The organism is Streptococcus sp. DD10 (assembly GCF_001578805.1).
Taxonomy (GTDB): Bacteria; Bacillota; Bacilli; order Lactobacillales; family Streptococcaceae; genus Streptococcus.
This window is the reverse complement of record NZ_KQ969159.1, coordinates 186,385-204,268: the sequence shown is the minus strand read 5'-3', so window position 1 is coordinate 204,268 and position 17,884 is coordinate 186,385. Positions and strand designations below refer to the sequence as shown.

Sequence of the window (17,884 nt, the reverse complement as noted above, 5' to 3'; positions counted from 1 at the left end):
ATGAAAAAAGAAAATATACCGAATGCTTTAACCTTAATACGTGTATGTATGATCCCTATTTTTATCCTCTTATTGAGTTTTGGGGATAATCATTTTCTTCGTGTAATAGCAGCTATCCTGTTTGCTGTAGCAAGCTTGACAGACTATCTTGATGGTTATTTAGCTCGAAAATGGAATGTTGTAACAAATTTTGGTAAATTTGCTGACCCTATGGCCGATAAATTATTAGTCATGTCTGCTTTTATCATGCTAATTGAATTGAATTTGGCTCCAGCCTGGGTGATATCATTGATTATTTGTCGTGAATTAGCTGTAACAGGACTTAGACTCTTATTGGTAGAGACAGGGGGAACTGTATTAGCAGCAGCCATGCCTGGAAAAATAAAAACATTCAGTCAGATGTTTGCAATCCTCTTTCTCCTATTAAATTGGTCTTTTTTAGGTCAGATAACTTTGTATATTGCATTATTTTTTACGATTTACTCAGGTTATGATTATTTCAAAGGAGCTGGATATCTTTTTAAAGATACTTTTAAATAAGAAAATGAAGATTATTGAAGTGGACAATTTGTCCTACCGTTATGATAAGAGTACGGAAAACTATATCTTAAAGAATCTGACGTTTCACGTGAAACAAGGAGAATGGTTGTCACTTATTGGCCATAATGGATCTGGGAAATCAACGACCGTTCGTTTGATAGATGGGTTGTTAGAGGCTGATTCAGGAAATATTGTTATTAAAGGTGAGAAACTGAATCCGAAAAATATATGGGAGAAACGTCGTCAAATTGGGATTGTATTTCAAAATCCTGATAATCAATTTGTAGGGGCAACAGTAGAGGATGATGTGGCTTTTTCACTTGAAAATAATGGAGTTCCTCATCAGGAAATGGTAGAAAGAGTCCACCATGCTTTAGAAGTAGTTGGTATGCTTGATTATGCTAAAAGGGAACCAGCACGTTTATCAGGGGGACAAAAACAGCGTGTTGCGATTGCAGGTGTCATTGCTTTAAGACCGGACATTTTGATTTTAGATGAGGCGACGAGTATGCTTGATCCAGAAGGTCGCCGAGATGTTATTGATATCGTTAGAAAGATAAAAAATGATTTTGGAATGACTGTCATTTCTATCACCCATGATTTGGAAGAGGTTGCTTTGAGTGATCGTGTGCTTATTTTAAAGAATGGACAAGTAGAATCAACTAGTACCCCTCGTAAATTGTTTGCTAGAACAGATTTAGTTGATTTAGGACTTGATTATCCTTTCACTAGTCAATTAATCCGTGATTTAGTTGACAAAGGTGTAAATATTAGTGAAACATACTTGACAGAAAAGGAGTTGCAGGATTTTATATGGGAATTAAACTTGACAAAGTAAACTTTACTTATCAAGCAGGAACTCCTTTTGAAGGACCTGCACTTTTTGATATTAGTATGGAAATAGTTGACAGGTCATTTACAGCCATCATAGGACACACGGGTAGTGGTAAGTCGACTATTTTGCAGTTGTTAAATGGGTTACACACCCCAAATTCTGGTCGTGTTGTAATTGGTGAGGATATAATCACATCTACATCGAAAAATCAAGATATTAAGCATATTCGAAAAAAAGTTGGTTTAGTTTTTCAATTTGCTGAAAGTCAAGTTTTTGATGAGACAGTATTGCGGGATGTCGCTTTCGGACCTCAAAATTTTGGGGTTTCCAAAGAGGAGGCAGAAGCAATTGCTAAAGAAAAGTTACAGCTGGTAGGTATTGGAGAAGATTTGTTTAATCGTAGCCCTTTTGAATTATCAGGAGGTCAGATGAGACGGGTTGCTATCGCTGGAATCTTAGCCATGAATCCAGAAATATTGGTTTTGGATGAGCCTACGGCAGGTTTAGATCCATCTGGGAGAAAGGAATTGATGGACTTGTTTCAATTTTTGCATCATTCGGGAATGACAGTGGTTTTAGTAACTCACCTTATGGATGATGTTGCCAATTATGCCGATTATGTCTATATTCTTGAAAAAGGAAAAATTGTCAAATCAGGTAAACCCTCTGACTTATTTCAAGATGTTGCATTTATGGAGAGGATGCAACTTGGTGTTCCTAAAGCTACTCGTTTTGCCAAGGATTTAGTAGATAGAGGTTTACAATTGGGGAGACTCCCAATTACCATTAAGGAATTGGGGGATCTTTTACATGGATAGTCTGATTTTAGGGAGATATGTTCCTGGCAATTCCATACTTCACCGCTTGGACCCTAGGAGTAAACTTTTGTCAATGGTATTGTTTGTCTTCATTATCTTTTGGGCTAATAATCTCACCACAAATGGACTTTTACTTCTCTTTATTGTTGGGTTGGTTAAATTATCGCGTATATCACTTAAATTTTTTATCTCTAGTTTAAAGTCAGTCATTTTTTTAGTTGCTTTTACTTCCTTATTTCAATTATTTTTTACAACTGTGGGGAATTCCATTTTTGAATGGGGAATAGTAAGAGTAACAGATTATGGTTTATCTCAAGCAGGAATCGTTTTCAGTCGCTTTATATTGATTGTACTATTTTCTACATTATTGACTTTAACAACTATGCCCCTTAGTCTTGCAGACGCGGTAGAATCACTTCTTTCTCCCTTAAAAGTATTAAAAGTTCCTGTTCACGAGATTGGTCTGATGCTTTCAATGAGTTTACGATTTGTGCCGACTCTAATGGATGATACAGTGCGTATTATGAATGCACAGCGAGCTCGTGGGATTGAATTTAATGAAGGAAATATAGTGAAAAAGATTCGAGCGATTATTCCTATTTTAATTCCTTTATTTGCTTCTAGCTTTAAAAGGGCAGATAATCTTGCTATTGCAATGGAAGCTCGTGGTTATCAAGGGGGAGAAAATCGTACGCGCTATCGACAACTTCAGTGGTACTGGAGAGATTGGCTGGCAATGATTGTGATGGTTTTGTTAGCATTTTTACTTTATTGGTTAAAAAATTAAATGTAATAAAGAAAGGTTTATACTTTAGGCAAGTATAGACCTTTTTGCATGAAAATACAATATTGACGTAATATTTGTAACAAAGCTTCAAGATATTGGTAATAAAGAGATGATATAGTATGAGAGTAGAATAATGTAAATAGGATAATTTCAAATTATCTATTAAGGAAATAACTAATAATGAAGAAAATATTTTTAGGCATGACTAGTTTGGTCAGCATACTTTTTGCAACTTCTGTGATTAACGCAGAAACCTATACAGTACAAGAGGGGGATACTCTTTCTAAAATTGCTGAAGAAAAAATACTACCGTTGAAAAATTGGTTGAATTAAATAAATTAACGGATCCTAATTTTCTAGTAACGAATCAAGAAATTGAAGTAACAGAAGAATCAGTCGCTCCAACGACTTATCAAGCACAGTCTGAGCAAGCCCCTACGCAGGTTGCAGTAGTCGAACAATCTTCTGTTACCCAAGTATCCAGTTCCTACGCCTCATCTGCTGTTGTTTTGGCAAATGGAAATACAGCAGGTGAACAGGGAGCTTATGCAGCAGCTCGTATGGCTGAAATGACAGGAGTACCTGCGTCTACTTGGGAGCATATTATTGCGCGTGAATCAAATGGACAAGTAAATGCAACAAATGGTTCAGGAGCTAGTGGATTATTCCAAACAATGCCAGGTTGGGGTTCAACGGCAACTGTCGATGATCAAATACAAGCAGCTTATAATGCGTATTCATCACAAGGGATGTCAGCATGGGGTTATTAAAATTTGATATAAGCTAGTCTAGAATGGCACTTCTGTACCATTCTATTCAGTTTTAAAAATGCTCTACACTATTTTAAAGTGTAGAGCATTTTTTATGAAATAGAATAGTGCAGTCTTCTAGAAGTATCAAGGAATTTATGGAAGTTATCCAACTCTTGATTCTTGTATAGGTTTTAAAGTAGTTTCCTAATTGGAAAAGAAAAGTTTCTTCATAACGGGATGTCAGCATATATCCTTATGTATTGTGTTTTAATTATTATCGGTTAGATTAGTTTTTATCCAAGAAATGAAGGAAAAGTGTCCAGACTTTGATAAATCATTGTAATCATTGCAATAAGCAGTGGTGGATCGTCCGAAGCACTGCTTGGAGTTGTTTGGGTGTTGTGGTATATTATTAACCATTAGAATATAGAACGGAACAATTGAACAATCCTAAGAAGGTGATAGTTTTGTATCTTCTATCTTTTTAAATTGTGTTTAAAAGAGTTAAAATATCTGTGGGACGATCAGCTATATAGTCAGGATTTTCGGCTAGTAAATCTTTTTTTCTACCAAATCCCCAAGTGATAGCTAAAGTGGAAATTCCTACTTCTTTGCCACCAATTAAGTCAAATTTAGTATCTCCAATAATGATGGATTGCTTTTCATCAGCTTGATTCTCTAGTAAAGCACGATGGAGTACATCAGCTTTGTGAAATGCCTCTGGAATGGAGCCATAAATACCATCAAAATAAGTTGTAATTCCTAAATCTTTACACATCTGTAAAGTAATGGGTTCATTTTTAGAAGTTGTGATGTAGAGTTTTAAATTTTTGTTTTCTTTTAAATTTTTCAATAGATCTCTAATACCTGGGAAAAGTTTAGCTTGAAATTGACCTATTTTTTTATAGTAATCTCTATAATACTGGATAGCAATATCAACTTTATCTTGTCCAATTTGTTCTTTAAATGTGACTTCTAGAGGAGGCCCCATAAAACTTTGTATGGTTTTCGTATCAGGGACTGGTAAATTTAAAGTTTCAAAGGTGTGAACAAAACTATTGTAAATGCCTTCTGAGCTATCAATTAAAGTACCATCAAGGTCAAAAAAGATAAATTTCATGTTATTCTCCGAATATTTCTTTTTGGTAACGACGTCCTGTTGGTGTAGTAGCGAGCCCGCCTTCAGCTGTCTCGCGGAAAGCAGTCGGTAGGCTTGAGCCAACTTGATACATGGCATCAACAACCTCGTCAGCTGGTATTTTTGACTCAATACCAGCAAGTGCCATATCAGCTGCTATAAAAGCATAACTAGCACCCATAGCATTTCTTTTGACACATGGAACTTCCACTAGACCAGCAACAGGGTCACAGATAAGCCCTAACATATTTTTAATGACAAAACAGAGAGCTTGACTAGCTTGAAACGCTGTTCCTCCTGCTGCTAGAGTTAAGGCTGCAGCACTCATGGCAGAGGCAGAACCAACTTCTGCCTGACAGCCTCCCTCTGCTCCAGATATAGAAGCATTATTTGCAACAACTAGACCAAAGGCACCGGCTGTAAATAAGAAATGCAGTTGTTCTTCTTCCGATAAATGAAGTTTCTGAATGGCAGTTGTTAAAACTGCTGGTAGACATCCAGCAGACCCTGCCGTAGGAGTGGCACAGACTAGACCCATTTTAGCATTATGTTCATTAACAGCGATTGCATTCCTAGCAGCCGATAATACCGTTATGTCGGATAAAGGTTTTCCATGTTGGATATAATAATTGAGTTTTGCAGCGTCACCACCTGTCAAACCGGATCGGGATAAATCTTCACTCATCCCTAGTTCAACAGAAGCTTTCATGACTTCTAAATTCCGACGCATTAGTTGGAAAATTTCTTCACGGTTTCGCCCAGTTAATTCTGTCTCGGTATGAATCATTAATTCAGCGACGGAACCATTAAAATCGAGGGTTGCTTGCTCAACCAATTCTTTAATTGTATAAAACATAGAATCTCCTATTTAAAGAAATTGACATTATGTAGATGAGGAATCGTTTTAATTTCTTCTACAGCTTCTTCACAATTTCGAGAATCGACTTCTATAATCATGATAGCTTTTTCTCCGGCCTTTTCACGGGTAACGTTCATTTGAGCAATATTGATGTCGTAGCGCGAAAGTGCCTCTGTGACGTGGGCAATCATACCTGGAACATCTTGGTGAACGATAATAAGCGTAGGGGTGTTCATACTTAAAGAAACAGAAAAACCGTTGAGTTCAGTCACTTGGATATTTCCACCACCTATAGAAACCCCTGTTACACTGATGGATTTATGATTATTTTTGACTGTAATTTTTGTAGTATTTGGATGAGGAGCATTACTATCTTTGTGTAAAGTCCAGTAGATTTTAATGCCTTTTTCATGAGCGATATCTAAGCTTTTAGGGATATTCGGATCATCAGTATCCATACCTAGAATTCCAGCTACTAAAGCTAAATCTGTTCCATGACCACGATAGGTTTTGGCAAAAGAGTTATACAGTTGAAATTCAACTTCTGTAGGTGTATCATCAAAAATGGATGATACAATTTTCCCAATTCGAACAGCTCCAGCAGTATGGCTCGAAGACGGTCCAATCATAACCGGTCCAATAATATCAAAAACAGATTGAAATTTTAAGGTTTTCATGATTTTCTCCTTGATTATCTTAAATTCATTATACCATAAGAAAAGGAGTAAAATCATAAAAATCCTCTGTAAATCTTATAGTAAACTTAAAACAAATATATATAAGTCTTTTTTTAGTCTTATGCCAATCTATTTGTAATATTTTTAATCTATTCATCAATGAATAGTAATAGTAGAATAGTACTATAAAAGCATAGAAAAAATATTAACTTTGATTTTGTTTATGAAGTAAATAGAATTAATGTTAATAAAAAGGAGTTTGTAAAGTAATGCAAAAAAATAATAAAAAGTTGATTAAAATGAGTCTAACAGGGATGCTAGCTATAGCTACTTTTGGATTGACAACCCTTGTCAACGCTGATAGCTATACTGTCAAGTCAGGTGATACTCTGTCAACTATTGCTAAGAACAACAATACAACAGTTGATGCCATTGCTCAGAAAAATAATATCAGCAATGTCAACGTGATTAGTGTTGGACAAGTTTTGGAGTTGGACACGGCTGTTAGCACAACACCAGCAGTTGAGGTTACGAAAACAACTGAATCGACCACAGTATCGTCAACTAGTGGACTCAGTGCAGAGGACGCAGAAGCAAAAGAATGGATTGCCCAGAAGGAGTCAAGCGGTAGCTACACTGCCCAAAATGGTCAATACTACGGTCGTTACCAGCTGACTATCACATACCTAAATGGCGACTTGTCACCTGAAAACCAAGAAAAGGTTGCGGATAATTATGTGACTAGCCGTTACGGTTCATGGACAGCAGCCAAGAATTTCTGGTTGGCAAATGGGTGGTATTAAGATAGTGTAGAAAGAGTCTGGGGCAATAGTCTTTAACATCTAAATGAGTTCAGTAATAAACTAATGACGCAGTAGCTGATTGGACTCTTCCTTCGCTTTTCAAGCTCGCAAGAGCTCCTAATCATCCTTGCGGGAGTGAGACAGAACTCAAAATTTAAAATTTTGAGTTCTGTCTCACTCCCTTTTCTTTTACAAATGTGTCAATTTTGAATTGATATTTTATTTGATTTACTTATATTGTTATGTTATAATTGTGGCGAAGAAGTGTTCGCCATATTGACGAGGAGGGCTATTATGACTTACTCGCTTAAATATCTATTATTAGTTATCAGTATACTCTTTATTCTAGTTTTTTTAGTCTTTGTGTACTATTTCAAGAAATATGATGGCGCTAGTCCATTTGAGCAGAGGTTAGATCAGGATGTTCATGATTTCTGTAACCAGCTGGGGATAGATTATCACGATAATTATTTTATCGCTGATAGCTACATTCATCCGTTTTTGAATTTATTCATCGTGCAGCCAATCTTTCAAATATTTATGACAAGGGTAGTTTTAGTGATTGTGACACCAGATGCTCTTTTCATGAGAGTTATTGGTAATCAGATTACATTTGCCAATGACAAGAGGCGAAACTTGGAAGAAAAATTGATTCGGATTCCTAAGTCAGCTATTCAGCAGTTTGATATCCAGAAATGGGAGAAGCGTTTTATAGTTGGCTATTTGGTGACGGTGAGAACAGAGGGCAAAAGCTACTACTTCCATATCAGTGAAAATCAGTTGCAGGGCTTCAACAGTTCATCAAGGAATTTTATCAAACTGAAAGAAAATCATTTTTTAGGGTTGTTGACAGATAAGAATTAGGAGGTTGCTTATGTTGAGTTTAGTCCTAGGTTGCATAACCTACTTGTTTTACTTTTCTCTCATTTTACTCTTTTACTGGTTAGTCATGAAGATAATGGACATATTTATCGACCATTTTTCTAGTTCGAATCCCCAAAATAAAAAACATTAAGGAAGTCTGATTACCTTCATTTTTTGTTTACAAATGTGTCAATTTCTTGCTTTAGCTCTGTCAATAAGTTTTCATCTTCGACTAGTTCTGCTAAAGAAATTCCTTTTTGTATGAGTTGCTTATCCTGAGTGCAGATGCCAATACGAGTGTAAGAAAAAGCTAACATATCGTAAAGTTTATTTGTTTTAGCGTCTTCTAATAGAGTATAGCAAAGCAGTTTACACATCAGCTTGTCACCATTGTAAAGATACATGGTAGAAAGATTCATTAGCAACGTAAGGCGAAGCTGAAAGATATGATTGTAGTTTTTATAGACTTCTAGTCGTTGGAGGATTTTTTCAATAATCAGATGGATATGCTCCAGGAAAAGTGAAGAAGATGGTGTTGAGGATTTTGAGGTCGTTTTCGTACCAAGTATCTTATTTCTCTATGTTAGTCCATAATCTATTGACAACATTGTCAATATCACTTGACAGGTTTTCGATGCCTTTTTCACGGATATAGATAACAACTTCTAACCTATCTTGTAACTGTTGGATAGGGAAATCATGGTGTGTTTTAAGATAATGTTGACACTGTTGCAGTAGTTCTTTTAAGTATCTTGTACCGTTAATGGAGTTCATTTTTAAGAAAGTCTGCATGATAGTGGAGTGTTCACTAGGGTGATGAAGATGGCAAATGTAGTCAAACTCTTCAAAACTCATATTGATCTGGCGCAGGAGAAACTCCATGTTTTCATATTTAGGAGTTGCTTTACCACCCTCTATCTTAGATAGACTCGTTCGAGATAAGACATCACCACAAACATCGTCTTGAGTGAGACCTTTTGACTCACGGATATCCTTATAAACTTTCCCAAAATCGTATCGCATATCCTTCTCCTTTTTGGTGAAAAAAGTTAACAAACAATAAAATTTTGTTAAAAATATTGTATCATAGCAATGTAAAAAGTAAAAAAGAAAGTCGAAATAAAGTTGTGAAAAAGGTTGACATAGTTTAAAAATGGAACCAAAGATAAGAGGAAAAGGATGAGTAGTGTAGATAAGATTAGTAAAGCGCACATCATCGTGTGTGGTGCCTATCTATTTTTATCATTAAGAGCGCCGTTAATTAGCAGTACTGAGTATTTCTTGCTTCTTTTTTAGCATTTCTCTATTCAATAGTATCACTACCTCTATATTCTGTGAAAAATAAAATAGTATCTATCTGTCTAGTTATAAATTCGATTCTGTTAATCACTTTCCCCATTTTAATCAATAAGTTTTTCCCAGAAAGCTTTTCGACTTATATTGTATTAATAAGTGCTTTTTATCCTAGAGTTAGCAATCTTTCATTTAATCGGTAAAGATTTTGATACTAAATTGACTAACGAATATAAAAAAATTAGTCAGTTTAAAAGCAAGGTGTCTCAATCTCCTTGGATAAAATATTTAGAGATTTCTAGTTTTATATTAACTATATTTCCATTTATTCTTCATGGTACAGTTGATAATTATGTACTGACTCTTATCTTTTTGATAAAAATTTGTGTAGATACTACGATAAAATTTTTATTCATCAGATTATTTGACACGAGTAAATTAATGAGGAGGAGAATATTTTTTCTTTTCGCATTGGATGTTATAGCTTACTTATTTTTAGGATATCTTTTACTGATTCAAAAAGCAGGATATCTGTTTTCGGTTTTACTTCTTTTTTCTAATTTTTCAGTTCCATTTATCAAAGAAAAGGAATACGAATTATTTAAAAATAGCAAGTAATAGAAATACGGGTTAAATCTTAGAATGGCTTAAACTCAGACATGATAAAGGGAAGCTATCTTATCCAGGTAACTAAGTGCTATAAACAAAGTTGACGATCACTTGTTAGGAAACTATCCTAACCATGCTTAATAAAAAAGGAGAAAATAAATGGAACTCGTATTACCAAATAATTATGTTGCTCTTGAGCAAGAAGAAATGATGTATATTGATGGGGGTGGTGTTGGTCGTAACTGGTGGAATAGTAGAGGTAGTCTTGCAACAGTTCTGGATGTAGGTCTGGCCATCTATAGTGGTGGTGCGACAATTTATTCTGCTTATGCAATAAAAAAAGCTATCTCAGCTAATAGAGGGGCTATTACGAGAACATTACGTAGTTTAATAATTAAACATGTAGGTAGCGCAGCTGGCCATTTAGCCAATACTGCACTAAACGTTGCGCTAACTGTTACTGGATTTTCACTAGGTGGAGCAATCGCATATGGGGCTGATTGGGCTGACGGTAGCCTAGATGGTTATATTTTTGCTTAAAATGAAACATCTTTTTGCAGGATTAGGTGAAATAAACTTTATAAATTATCTATTGTATATATGTGTAGGACTAGCCCCTCTTTTTCATATATATGTCATAGGTTCGGAAATGAGTTTTGTGAAAATAGTATTATCTATTTTGGGAGTCATATTTGTATGTATTTTAACTATTTCTCGAATTTATAGGAATTTTTTCTATAAAGAATAGTTTGGATTTGAACTGTGTCTAAAAACAGAGGTTGGTAGATTATCAGCCTCTTTCTTGTCTTCTCTAACCAAGCATGTTATAATGAATACTGCTCAAGCGACCTTCAATCGTGAAGCACACACGACCTTCAATCGTGAACTAGTCATTTCGTTTATCTTTTATTACGTCGTTAACTCGAAATGAGATGCAAGCTGAGCTTGTCTGATTTATAACCTCAATCAGTCTCCCAGACTGATTGAGCGAACTCAAGTTATGCCTGCGACTCGTTGCCTATCATATTTTTATTTTAAGATGATAGGCTAAAATGGTCTCCCAGACCATTTTACTACCAAAAGCAAACGAAATGCCTATACTCAAAGAAATTCTATTGAAAGTCATAGTAAATAGAATGTTGAGGGGTATAAATAAACGAATAGATGGGAGACTTACCATGAGTGATAACTCTAAAACACGTGTTGTCGTGGGGATGAGTGGTGGTGTTGATTCGTCGGTGACGGCTCTCTTGCTCAAAGAGCAAGGCTACGATGTGATCGGTATCTTCATGAAGAACTGGGATGACACAGATGAAAACGGCGTCTGTACGGCGACCGAAGATTACAAGGATGTGGCTGCGGTGGCAGACCAGATCGGCATTCCTTACTACTCTGTTAATTTTGAAAAAGAGTACTGGGACCGCGTCTTTGAGTATTTCCTAGCGGAATACCGAGCAGGACGCACGCCAAATCCAGATGTGATGTGTAACAAGGAAATCAAGTTCAAGGCCTTTTTGGACTATGCTATGACCTTGGGAGCAGACTATGTAGCGACTGGGCACTATGCCCGAGTGGCGCGTGATGAGGATGGCATCGTTCACATGCTTCGTGGCGTGGATAATGGCAAGGATCAGACCTATTTCCTCAGCCAACTTTCGCAAGAACAGCTCCAGAAAACCATGTTCCCATTGGGACATTTGGAAAAGCCTGAAGTTCGCAGACTCGCAGAAGAAGCAGGCCTTGCGACTGCCAAGAAGAAAGATTCGACAGGGATTTGCTTTATCGGAGAAAAGAACTTTAAAAACTTCCTCAGCAACTACTTACCAGCCCAGCCTGGTCGCATGATGACTGTGGATGGTCGCGATATGGGTGAGCATGCAGGTCTGATGTATTATACGATTGGTCAGCGTGGCGGTCTCGGTATCGGTGGCCAACACGGCGGTGACAATGCTCCTTGGTTCGTTGTTGGAAAAGATCTGAGCAAGAATATCCTCTATGTCGGTCAAGGCTTTTACCATGATTCGCTCATGTCAACAAGCCTAGAGGCCAGTCAAGTTCACTTTACTCGTGAGATGCCAGAGGAGTTTACGCTCGAATGTACGGCTAAATTCCGCTATCGTCAGCCTGATTCTAAGGTGACCGTCCATGTAAAAGGAGACAAGGCAGAGATCATCTTTGCGGAACCGCAACGCGCGATCACACCGGGACAGGCAGTTGTCTTTTATGATGGCGAAGAGTGTCTAGGTGGCGGTTTGATTGACAATGCCTACCGCGATGGACAAGTTTGTCAGTACATTTAGATTGACAAATTTTCTCAATTTGCTACAATAATAAAAGCAATAGAAATGATGGTCAAAGCTCATGGATGTTGCAGGCTTTTTTGTCCTGCACTCCTTACGAGTTTTGACTGTTTTTGTGTCGTTTAAGGGAAAGGATAAAAATGACTCAACAAGACTTTCGGACAAAAGTAGGAAATACGGTTTTTGGTGTTCGGGCGACAGCCTTGATTCTTCAAAATGGCAAGCTCCTAGTCACAAAAGATAAGGGCAAGTATTATACTATTGGCGGTGCGATTCACGTCAATGAAAGAACGGAAGACGCAGTAGTTCGTGAAGTGAGGGAAGAATTAGGTGTCCGAGCTCAAGCTGGACACCTAGCTTTTGTAGTTGAAAATCGTTTTGAACAAGACGGTGTTTCCTATCACAACATCGAGTTTCATTACCGGGTGAATTTGCTTGCAGAAGCTCCATTGACCATGCAGGAAGACGAAAAAATGCAGCCTTGTGAGTGGATTGACTTGGATGAACTCCAAAATATCCAGCTAGTTCCAGCCTTTTTAAAAACAGCTCTACCAGATTGGGACGGCCAACTAAGACACATTCATCTTGAGGAATAGGAGAGAAAATGATAGTTAAGCTTATTGCCCATGTACTTGTTCATAGTGGTGGTGATTATTTACTCATTCAGCGTTCGGAAATTAAAAGAGGAGAACCCAACGTTTATCCAACTTACTGGGATATTCCTGGTGGCGGGGTTGAAAAGGGTGAACTTCCGCGAGATGGTGCTCTTAGAGAATGCATTGAAGAAGCGGGAGTTAGGCTAGATAGCAGTTCGCTCAAACTTCTTCACGAAGATAGTCAACTGGATACCTCTAAGGATACGGTTTTTACTCGCTTAGTTTATAAAGCAGAGTGGGTTGGGGAGAAGCCAATTATCAGATTAGATCCTGAAGAGCATACACACTTTAAATGGGTTACTCTGGATCAAGCTCTAGAGGAGGAGAAGTTAGTTCCTTATTTGCGAGAAATTTTTGAAAGGTTAAGAAATGACTTATAATTTTACGGAAGAATACGATATTATTGTAATCGGTGCGGGGCACGCTGGGGTGGAGGCATCTCTAGCTGCTAGCCGTATGGGCTGCAAGGTATTGCTTGCGACCATCAACATTGAAATGCTGGCTTTCATGCCTTGTAACCCTTCTATCGGTGGTTCTGCCAAGGGGATTGTCGTGCGTGAAGTGGATGCCCTCGGTGGCGAGATGGCCAAAACCATTGACAAGACTTACATCCAGATGAAGATGCTTAACACAGGGAAGGGGCCAGCTGTCCGTGCCCTTCGTGCGCAAGCTGACAAGGAGCTTTACTCTAAAGAAATGCGCAAGACAGTTGAAAATCAAGAAAATCTCACCCTTCGTCAAACCATGATTGATGAGATTTTGGTGGAAGATGGCAAGGTTGTCGGTGTTCGTACAGCAACTCATCAAGAATATGCTGCCAAGGCTGTTATCGTGACGACAGGGACTGCACTCCGTGGGGAAATCATCATAGGAGACCTCAAGTACTCGTCAGGACCAAACCACAGTCTGGCTTCGATTAACCTAGCTGATAATCTCAAGGAACTAGGACTTGAAATCGGTCGTTTTAAGACGGGAACCCCCCCACGTGTCAAGGCTTCTTCTATCAATTACGATGTGACAGAGATTCAGCCAGGAGATGAAGCGCCAAATCACTTCTCCTATACTTCACGTGATGAGGACTATGTTAAGGATCAAGTACCATGCTGGTTGACCTACACTAATGGTACTAGTCATGAGATTATCCAAAACAACCTCCACCGTGCGCCTATGTTTACAGGTGTAGTTAAGGGTGTGGGACCTCGTTACTGTCCGTCGATTGAGGACAAGATTGTGCGCTTTGCGGACAAGGAGCGTCACCAACTTTTCCTTGAGCCAGAAGGGCGCAATACAGAGGAAGTTTATGTTCAAGGGCTTTCAACAAGTCTGCCTGAGGATGTCCAACGTGACTTGGTTCATTCCATCAAAGGGTTGGAAAATGCTGAGATGATGCGAACAGGTTATGCTATTGAGTATGATATGGTCTTGCCGCACCAGTTGCGTGCTACTCTGGAAACCAAGAAAATTTCAGGTCTTTTTACTGCTGGTCAGACAAATGGAACGTCAGGTTACGAAGAAGCTGCTGGCCAAGGGATTATCGCTGGTATCAATGCGGCTCTAAAAATCCAAGGCAAGCCTGAATTGATTTTGAAGCGCAGTGACGGTTATATTGGGGTCATGATTGATGACTTGGTGACCAAGGGAACTATTGAACCCTATCGTCTCTTGACCAGCCGTGCAGAATACCGTCTCATCCTTCGCCATGACAATGCTGATATGCGTTTGACTGAGATGGGACGCGAGATTGGACTTGTGGATGATGAACGCTGGGCTCGCTTTGAAATCAAGAAAAATCAATTTGACAATGAGATGAAGCGTTTAGACAGCATCAAACTCAAGCCAGTCAAGGAAACCAACGCTAAGGTTGAGGAAATGGGCTTCAAGCCGTTGACAGATGCGGTGACAGCCAAAGAATTCCTTCGCCGTCCAGAAGTTTCTTACAAAGATGTGGTAGCTTTCATAGGGCCAGCTGCCGAGGACTTGGATGACAAGATTATCGAATTGATTGAAACAGAAATCAAGTACGAAGGCTACATTTCCAAAGCCATGGATCAGGTTGCCAAGATGAAACGCATGGAAGAAAAACGCATTCCAGCCAATATTGATTGGGATGATATTGATTCTATCGCGACAGAAGCTCGTCAGAAGTTCAAACTGATCAATCCAGAAACTATCGGCCAAGCCAGCCGTATTTCAGGAGTAAACCCAGCTGATATTTCGATTCTGATGGTCTACCTCGAAGGTAAAAACCGCAGTATCGCCAAGAATCAAGAAAAAAAGAATAACTAGACGAATAGTCGCTGCAAGTGAAGTGGCTGGGATAAAAAAATCTTGTTTTTTAGAACATCTTGATGATGAAAGCCTTTAAAGGTATAATACTCAATGAAAATCATCAGCAAACTAGGAAGCTAGCCGCAGGTTGCTCAAAACACTGTTTTGAGGTTGTGGATAGAACTGACGAAGTCAGCTCAAAACACTGTTTTGAGGTTGTGGATAGAACTGACGAAGTCAGTAACCATACCTACGGAAGGCGAAACTGACGTGGTTTGAAGAGATTTTAGAAAGAGTATAAACAAATAAAAAAGCCAACAAATGTCGTTTTCTGATAAGCAGAATTCTCATTTGTTGGTTTTTTAGCTCAGGTTTTACCCTCGATAAACCTAGCTTGCAGAGCTAGGTGTCTAGGTTCGTTGGAAAGGGCTTGAGCAAGGGCTTTTCGTCCCAGTTGGTAGGATTTGTTGTCCATACTTGAGATACCCAAGAGTTTACCCGTTAGTTGATTTTCCTGGCCGATGATAAGGGGAAGGGGGAGGCCCGCTTCTTCATAGTAGGTCACAATCCCCGTTGCAATGTCATCGCTATTTGCAAAGATCGCGTCAAAATCCTGCCGGATGAGGTCTTTTGAGAGTGCATAGGAGTCTTCTGCGGTGTAAATATCATCATAGATGAGGGGACGGTTAGTAGTACCATAAACAGCTTGATAGGCTTCCATGACTAAGCGATAGGTGGAAGATTTTTCATTTTTTCTAGAAAAAAGCAGAACCAATCTTTTGGCACCTTGAGCCTGTAAAGATTTAAAGGCAGCAATGCAGGCTTCTACTCGCTCCACATAGACACTGCTCAGGTCAGGGTGTGCGATTTTTTCACAACAGACAATATTGCCGTACCGAGCGTAACTAGCGATGGTTTCCAGATCGAGACTTCTCGAAGTAAAAATGATGTGATCAAACGCATGCCCTCGTAGTTGTTCTAGGTAGGAAAGCTCGATATTGGGGTCATAGTTAGAAGGGAGAAAGAGGAGGCTGTGATCACTTTCTTGGGCAGCATCCAAGAGTCCATTGATGAGCTGGGTAAAATAGGGGTGGCGTGCATGGGGAATGATGACCCCCACCCGCTTGGTCAGTCCATGACTGAGTTCCCTTGCCAGCATGTTTGGTGCGTAGTTAAGCTCGTCAATCACTGCTTGGATCTTTTGCCGGGCCTCCTCTGAGACATGAGGGTGGTGGTTCAAGACCCGAGAGACACTGGAAACAGAATAACCACTTTTTTTAGCAATTTCACGAATATTGACCATAAATTCTCCCTGTTTTTCGGTTTTTAGTCTGGATACGTTGGTTAACTGATAAAGGGCAAGAGCAGACTTGCTCCTTTTTTTAGAAAACGTTCCTTCCTGCTCTTGGTGATCTGCTGGAGTGGCTTCACGTAATGTTTAAGAGCATAGCGGACACCATCTTCATCATTGGACTTGGTGATTTTGTAGGCTTTTTCTTTCACTTCGTTCAGGGCATTTTCCATGACGATAGGATAGCCCACCATGTCAAACATGGGTAGATCGTTATGCCCATCTCCAAATGCGATAGTCTCTTCCTTTTTGAGTCTTTCTTTTTTGAAAATATAGGCGATTCCCTTTGATTTTTTTGCCTTTTTGCTCGTAATTTCAAGGTAATAGCGCCCAGAGCGCTGGATCGTAATCTCCTCCAACGAGAGAGTACGAAGCCTCTTTTCCACTGCCAGCATTTCTTCCTCGTCAAAGGTGATGAGCATGAGTTTAAAGATATTTTCGCACGCTGCTAGAAAAGTTTTTTGATTCTGGATGAAATGAGGAGTCTGTTTGGTCAGCTCGTGCTCGTAGCGAATGCCTGCATCTATTTTATCACAATACCAGTGGTTTAAGTCGTAGTAAGACAGGCTCAGCTTTGGGAATTCTTGCCGGATCAGAGATAAGAGATGGTGCGCTGTTTGTTTAGGGATGATAGCCGTGTGCAGAGGGCGGATCTTGCCCTTTTCGTACGAAAAGATGAGTCCACCGTTAAAGGCTACCTGAGGGCCTATCAAGCCAAGCTGGTCCATGGTTTCCTTCATTTCCATGGGAGCTCGTGCAGAGACAAGGGTAAAGGGGATGTTGGATCGTCGAACAGCCTTGGCTGTTTCTGAGCTCACCTGTCCTTGACTAGTTAGGAGGGTGCCATCCATATCTGAAAAAATTCGTTTGATCATTGTTTTTCCTTCTTTTTCTTTGATTTTCGCTAGCTTATCTGTATTGTACAAGCTGGAACGCGTTCCATGTCAAGAGGAAACTCAAAAAAATTTCAAAAAAATAAGATGTAACTATTGACATTACACTAAAAGTGAGTATAATAGTTAATGTAAATAAAAACATTACAATAAAAAAGGAAACAGAGGTAAGAACAATGGCAAACATTACGATTTTTGGACAAGGGAACATGGGGCAAGCAATCGCAAGTGTCTTTACAGCTGGTGGTCATACAGTGGACTTGGTTGGTCGCGAAGGAGCAGGCAAGGAACTAGGCGAAGTAGTTGTACTTGCTGTTCCTTACGGGGCAGTTGCTGGAATCCTCGAAAGCAACAAAGAAGCCCTTGCTGGCAAGATCTTGGTGGACATTTCAAATCCAGTTGACTTTAATACCATGGATGGCTTGGTGACACCAGCAGGCT

18 protein-coding genes and 3 pseudogenes are annotated in these 17,884 nt (G+C 39.0%); 15 read left to right on the top strand and 6 right to left on the bottom strand.

The window, feature by feature from the left end:
* The 5 genes and pseudogenes from pgsA to STRDD10_RS11745 all read left to right on the top strand — a co-directional run bounded on the left by pgsA (window position 1) and on the right by STRDD10_RS11745 (window position 3,750).
* Window positions 1-540, top strand: coding sequence for a CDP-diacylglycerol--glycerol-3-phosphate 3-phosphatidyltransferase (gene pgsA, locus STRDD10_RS05270; RefSeq protein WP_067193708.1), 540 nt, complete (start codon window positions 1-3; stop codon window positions 538-540).
* A 4-nt stretch (window positions 541-544) separates the two neighbouring features.
* Window positions 545-1,378, top strand: a complete 834-nt coding sequence (locus tag STRDD10_RS05265) for an energy-coupling factor ABC transporter ATP-binding protein (RefSeq protein ID WP_067193706.1) — start codon at window positions 545-547, stop codon at window positions 1,376-1,378.
* The gene (locus tag STRDD10_RS05260; protein ID WP_067193704.1) at window positions 1,354-2,193 is read left to right on the top strand and encodes an energy-coupling factor transporter ATPase; all 840 of its coding nucleotides are present in this window, start codon (window positions 1,354-1,356) and stop codon (window positions 2,191-2,193) included. The genes STRDD10_RS05265 and STRDD10_RS05260 overlap by 25 nt, the downstream gene beginning before the upstream one ends.
* Entirely contained in the window at window positions 2,186-2,980 is a 795-nt protein-coding gene (locus STRDD10_RS05255; RefSeq protein WP_067193703.1) for an energy-coupling factor transporter transmembrane component T family protein, read from the top strand. The genes STRDD10_RS05260 and STRDD10_RS05255 overlap by 8 nt, the downstream gene beginning before the upstream one ends.
* Window positions 2,981-3,181: 201 nt before the next feature.
* Window positions 3,182-3,750: pseudogene (locus STRDD10_RS11745) on the top strand (LysM peptidoglycan-binding domain-containing protein).
* Window positions 3,751-4,216: 466 nt separating this feature from the next.
* On the opposite strand, the gene STRDD10_RS05245 reads toward STRDD10_RS11745, so the two are convergent.
* From STRDD10_RS05245 to sdaAB, 3 genes are read right to left on the bottom strand one after another with little or no spacing between them, the layout of a single operon-like run.
* On the bottom strand, window positions 4,217-4,852 hold the full coding sequence (locus STRDD10_RS05245; protein WP_067193701.1) for an HAD hydrolase-like protein: 636 nt from the start codon (window positions 4,850-4,852) through the stop codon (window positions 4,217-4,219).
* Between the two features lies 1 nt (window position 4,853).
* Window positions 4,854-5,726, bottom strand: a complete 873-nt coding sequence (sdaAA, locus tag STRDD10_RS05240; protein WP_067193699.1) for an L-serine ammonia-lyase, iron-sulfur-dependent, subunit alpha — start codon at window positions 5,724-5,726, stop codon at window positions 4,854-4,856.
* Window positions 5,727-5,734: 8 nt separating this feature from the next.
* Window positions 5,735-6,406, bottom strand: coding sequence for an L-serine ammonia-lyase, iron-sulfur-dependent subunit beta (gene sdaAB, locus STRDD10_RS05235; RefSeq protein ID WP_067193697.1), 672 nt, complete (start codon window positions 6,404-6,406; stop codon window positions 5,735-5,737).
* 299 nt (window positions 6,407-6,705) lie between these two features.
* On the opposite strand from sdaAB, the gene STRDD10_RS05230 reads away from it, so the two are divergent.
* Together STRDD10_RS05230 and STRDD10_RS05225 are read left to right on the top strand one after the other, a co-directional pair.
* Window positions 6,706-7,209 (top strand): aggregation-promoting factor, encoded by a 504-nt coding sequence (locus STRDD10_RS05230; RefSeq protein WP_156468603.1) that lies wholly within the window; start codon window positions 6,706-6,708, stop codon window positions 7,207-7,209.
* 294 nt (window positions 7,210-7,503) lie between these two features.
* Entirely contained in the window at window positions 7,504-8,073 is a 570-nt protein-coding gene (locus STRDD10_RS05225; protein ID WP_067193694.1) for a hypothetical protein, read from the top strand.
* Between the two features lie 167 nt (window positions 8,074-8,240).
* Here STRDD10_RS05225 and STRDD10_RS10490 read toward each other — a convergent pair.
* Window positions 8,241-9,096, bottom strand: a pseudogene (locus STRDD10_RS10490) (helix-turn-helix domain-containing protein).
* 156 nt (window positions 9,097-9,252) lie between these two features.
* Here STRDD10_RS10490 and STRDD10_RS05210 point away from each other — a divergent pair.
* From STRDD10_RS05210 to mnmG, 7 genes and pseudogenes are all read left to right on the top strand, one after another.
* A pseudogene (locus tag STRDD10_RS05210) lies at window positions 9,253-9,984 on the top strand (hypothetical protein).
* A 150-nt stretch (window positions 9,985-10,134) separates the two neighbouring features.
* Complete coding sequence (locus STRDD10_RS05205; protein WP_067193689.1) at window positions 10,135-10,515, top strand: SP_0115 family bacteriocin-like peptide; 381 nt, start codon at window positions 10,135-10,137, stop codon at window positions 10,513-10,515.
* A gap of 1 nt (window position 10,516) precedes the next feature.
* A complete protein-coding gene (locus STRDD10_RS11540) occupies window positions 10,517-10,723 on the top strand; it encodes a hypothetical protein (protein ID WP_067193769.1) in 207 nt (68 codons plus the stop codon).
* 430 nt (window positions 10,724-11,153) lie between these two features.
* Window positions 11,154-12,275: a tRNA 2-thiouridine(34) synthase MnmA gene (mnmA, locus tag STRDD10_RS05195; protein WP_061416209.1), complete on the top strand. Its 1,122-nt coding sequence runs from the start codon at window positions 11,154-11,156 to the stop codon at window positions 12,273-12,275.
* A 140-nt stretch (window positions 12,276-12,415) separates the two neighbouring features.
* Window positions 12,416-12,871 (top strand): NUDIX hydrolase, encoded by a 456-nt coding sequence (locus tag STRDD10_RS05190; RefSeq protein ID WP_067193687.1) that lies wholly within the window; start codon window positions 12,416-12,418, stop codon window positions 12,869-12,871.
* 8 nt (window positions 12,872-12,879) lie between these two features.
* The gene (locus STRDD10_RS05185) at window positions 12,880-13,311 is read left to right on the top strand and encodes an NUDIX hydrolase (RefSeq protein WP_061416205.1); all 432 of its coding nucleotides are present in this window, start codon (window positions 12,880-12,882) and stop codon (window positions 13,309-13,311) included.
* Window positions 13,301-15,217, top strand: a complete 1,917-nt coding sequence (gene mnmG, locus STRDD10_RS05180) for a tRNA uridine-5-carboxymethylaminomethyl(34) synthesis enzyme MnmG (protein WP_067193686.1) — start codon at window positions 13,301-13,303, stop codon at window positions 15,215-15,217. Before STRDD10_RS05185 ends, mnmG begins: the two co-directional genes overlap by 11 nt.
* A 349-nt stretch (window positions 15,218-15,566) precedes the next feature.
* Here mnmG and STRDD10_RS05175 read toward each other — a convergent pair whose 3' ends face one another.
* Both STRDD10_RS05175 and STRDD10_RS05170 read right to left on the bottom strand, forming a co-directional pair.
* Window positions 15,567-16,502 (bottom strand): LacI family DNA-binding transcriptional regulator, encoded by a 936-nt coding sequence (locus tag STRDD10_RS05175; protein ID WP_067193684.1) that lies wholly within the window; start codon window positions 16,500-16,502, stop codon window positions 15,567-15,569.
* Window positions 16,503-16,543: 41 nt separating this feature from the next.
* A complete protein-coding gene (locus STRDD10_RS05170; protein WP_082782054.1) occupies window positions 16,544-17,425 on the bottom strand; it encodes a Cof-type HAD-IIB family hydrolase in 882 nt (293 codons plus the stop codon).
* A 194-nt stretch (window positions 17,426-17,619) separates the two neighbouring features.
* Between STRDD10_RS05170 and STRDD10_RS11115 the strand changes: the two genes are divergently transcribed.
* Window positions 17,620-17,884 (top strand): NAD(P)-binding domain-containing protein (locus tag STRDD10_RS11115; RefSeq protein WP_197458302.1); only part of this gene is annotated, 265 nt, incomplete at its 3' end.

What these genes read in the sequence shown, in the direction of transcription:
- pgsA (WP_067193708.1), top strand. Translation starts at nt 1, where the DNA reads ATGAAAAAAGAAAATATACCGAATGCTTTAACCTTAATACGTGTATGT.
- STRDD10_RS05265 (WP_067193706.1), top strand. Translation starts at nt 545, where the DNA reads ATGAAGATTATTGAAGTGGACAATTTGTCCTACCGTTATGATAAGAGT.
- STRDD10_RS05260 (WP_067193704.1), top strand. Translation starts at nt 1,354, where the DNA reads ATGGGAATTAAACTTGACAAAGTAAACTTTACTTATCAAGCAGGAACT.
- STRDD10_RS05255 (WP_067193703.1), top strand. Translation starts at nt 2,186, where the DNA reads ATGGATAGTCTGATTTTAGGGAGATATGTTCCTGGCAATTCCATACTT.
- STRDD10_RS05245 (WP_067193701.1), bottom strand. Translation starts at nt 4,852, where the DNA reads ATGAAATTTATCTTTTTTGACCTTGATGGTACTTTAATTGATAGCTCA.
- sdaAA (WP_067193699.1), bottom strand. Translation starts at nt 5,726, where the DNA reads ATGTTTTATACAATTAAAGAATTGGTTGAGCAAGCAACCCTCGATTTT.
- sdaAB (WP_067193697.1), bottom strand. Translation starts at nt 6,406, where the DNA reads ATGAAAACCTTAAAATTTCAATCTGTTTTTGATATTATTGGACCGGTT.
- STRDD10_RS05230 (WP_156468603.1), top strand. Translation starts at nt 6,706, where the DNA reads ATGAGTCTAACAGGGATGCTAGCTATAGCTACTTTTGGATTGACAACC.
- STRDD10_RS05225 (WP_067193694.1), top strand. Translation starts at nt 7,504, where the DNA reads ATGACTTACTCGCTTAAATATCTATTATTAGTTATCAGTATACTCTTT.
- STRDD10_RS05205 (WP_067193689.1), top strand. Translation starts at nt 10,135, where the DNA reads ATGGAACTCGTATTACCAAATAATTATGTTGCTCTTGAGCAAGAAGAA.
- STRDD10_RS11540 (WP_067193769.1), top strand. Translation starts at nt 10,517, where the DNA reads ATGAAACATCTTTTTGCAGGATTAGGTGAAATAAACTTTATAAATTAT.
- mnmA (WP_061416209.1), top strand. Translation starts at nt 11,154, where the DNA reads ATGAGTGATAACTCTAAAACACGTGTTGTCGTGGGGATGAGTGGTGGT.
- STRDD10_RS05190 (WP_067193687.1), top strand. Translation starts at nt 12,416, where the DNA reads ATGACTCAACAAGACTTTCGGACAAAAGTAGGAAATACGGTTTTTGGT.
- STRDD10_RS05185 (WP_061416205.1), top strand. Translation starts at nt 12,880, where the DNA reads ATGATAGTTAAGCTTATTGCCCATGTACTTGTTCATAGTGGTGGTGAT.
- mnmG (WP_067193686.1), top strand. Translation starts at nt 13,301, where the DNA reads ATGACTTATAATTTTACGGAAGAATACGATATTATTGTAATCGGTGCG.
- STRDD10_RS05175 (WP_067193684.1), bottom strand. Translation starts at nt 16,502, where the DNA reads ATGGTCAATATTCGTGAAATTGCTAAAAAAAGTGGTTATTCTGTTTCC.
- STRDD10_RS05170 (WP_082782054.1), bottom strand. Translation starts at nt 17,425, where the DNA reads ATGATCAAACGAATTTTTTCAGATATGGATGGCACCCTCCTAACTAGT.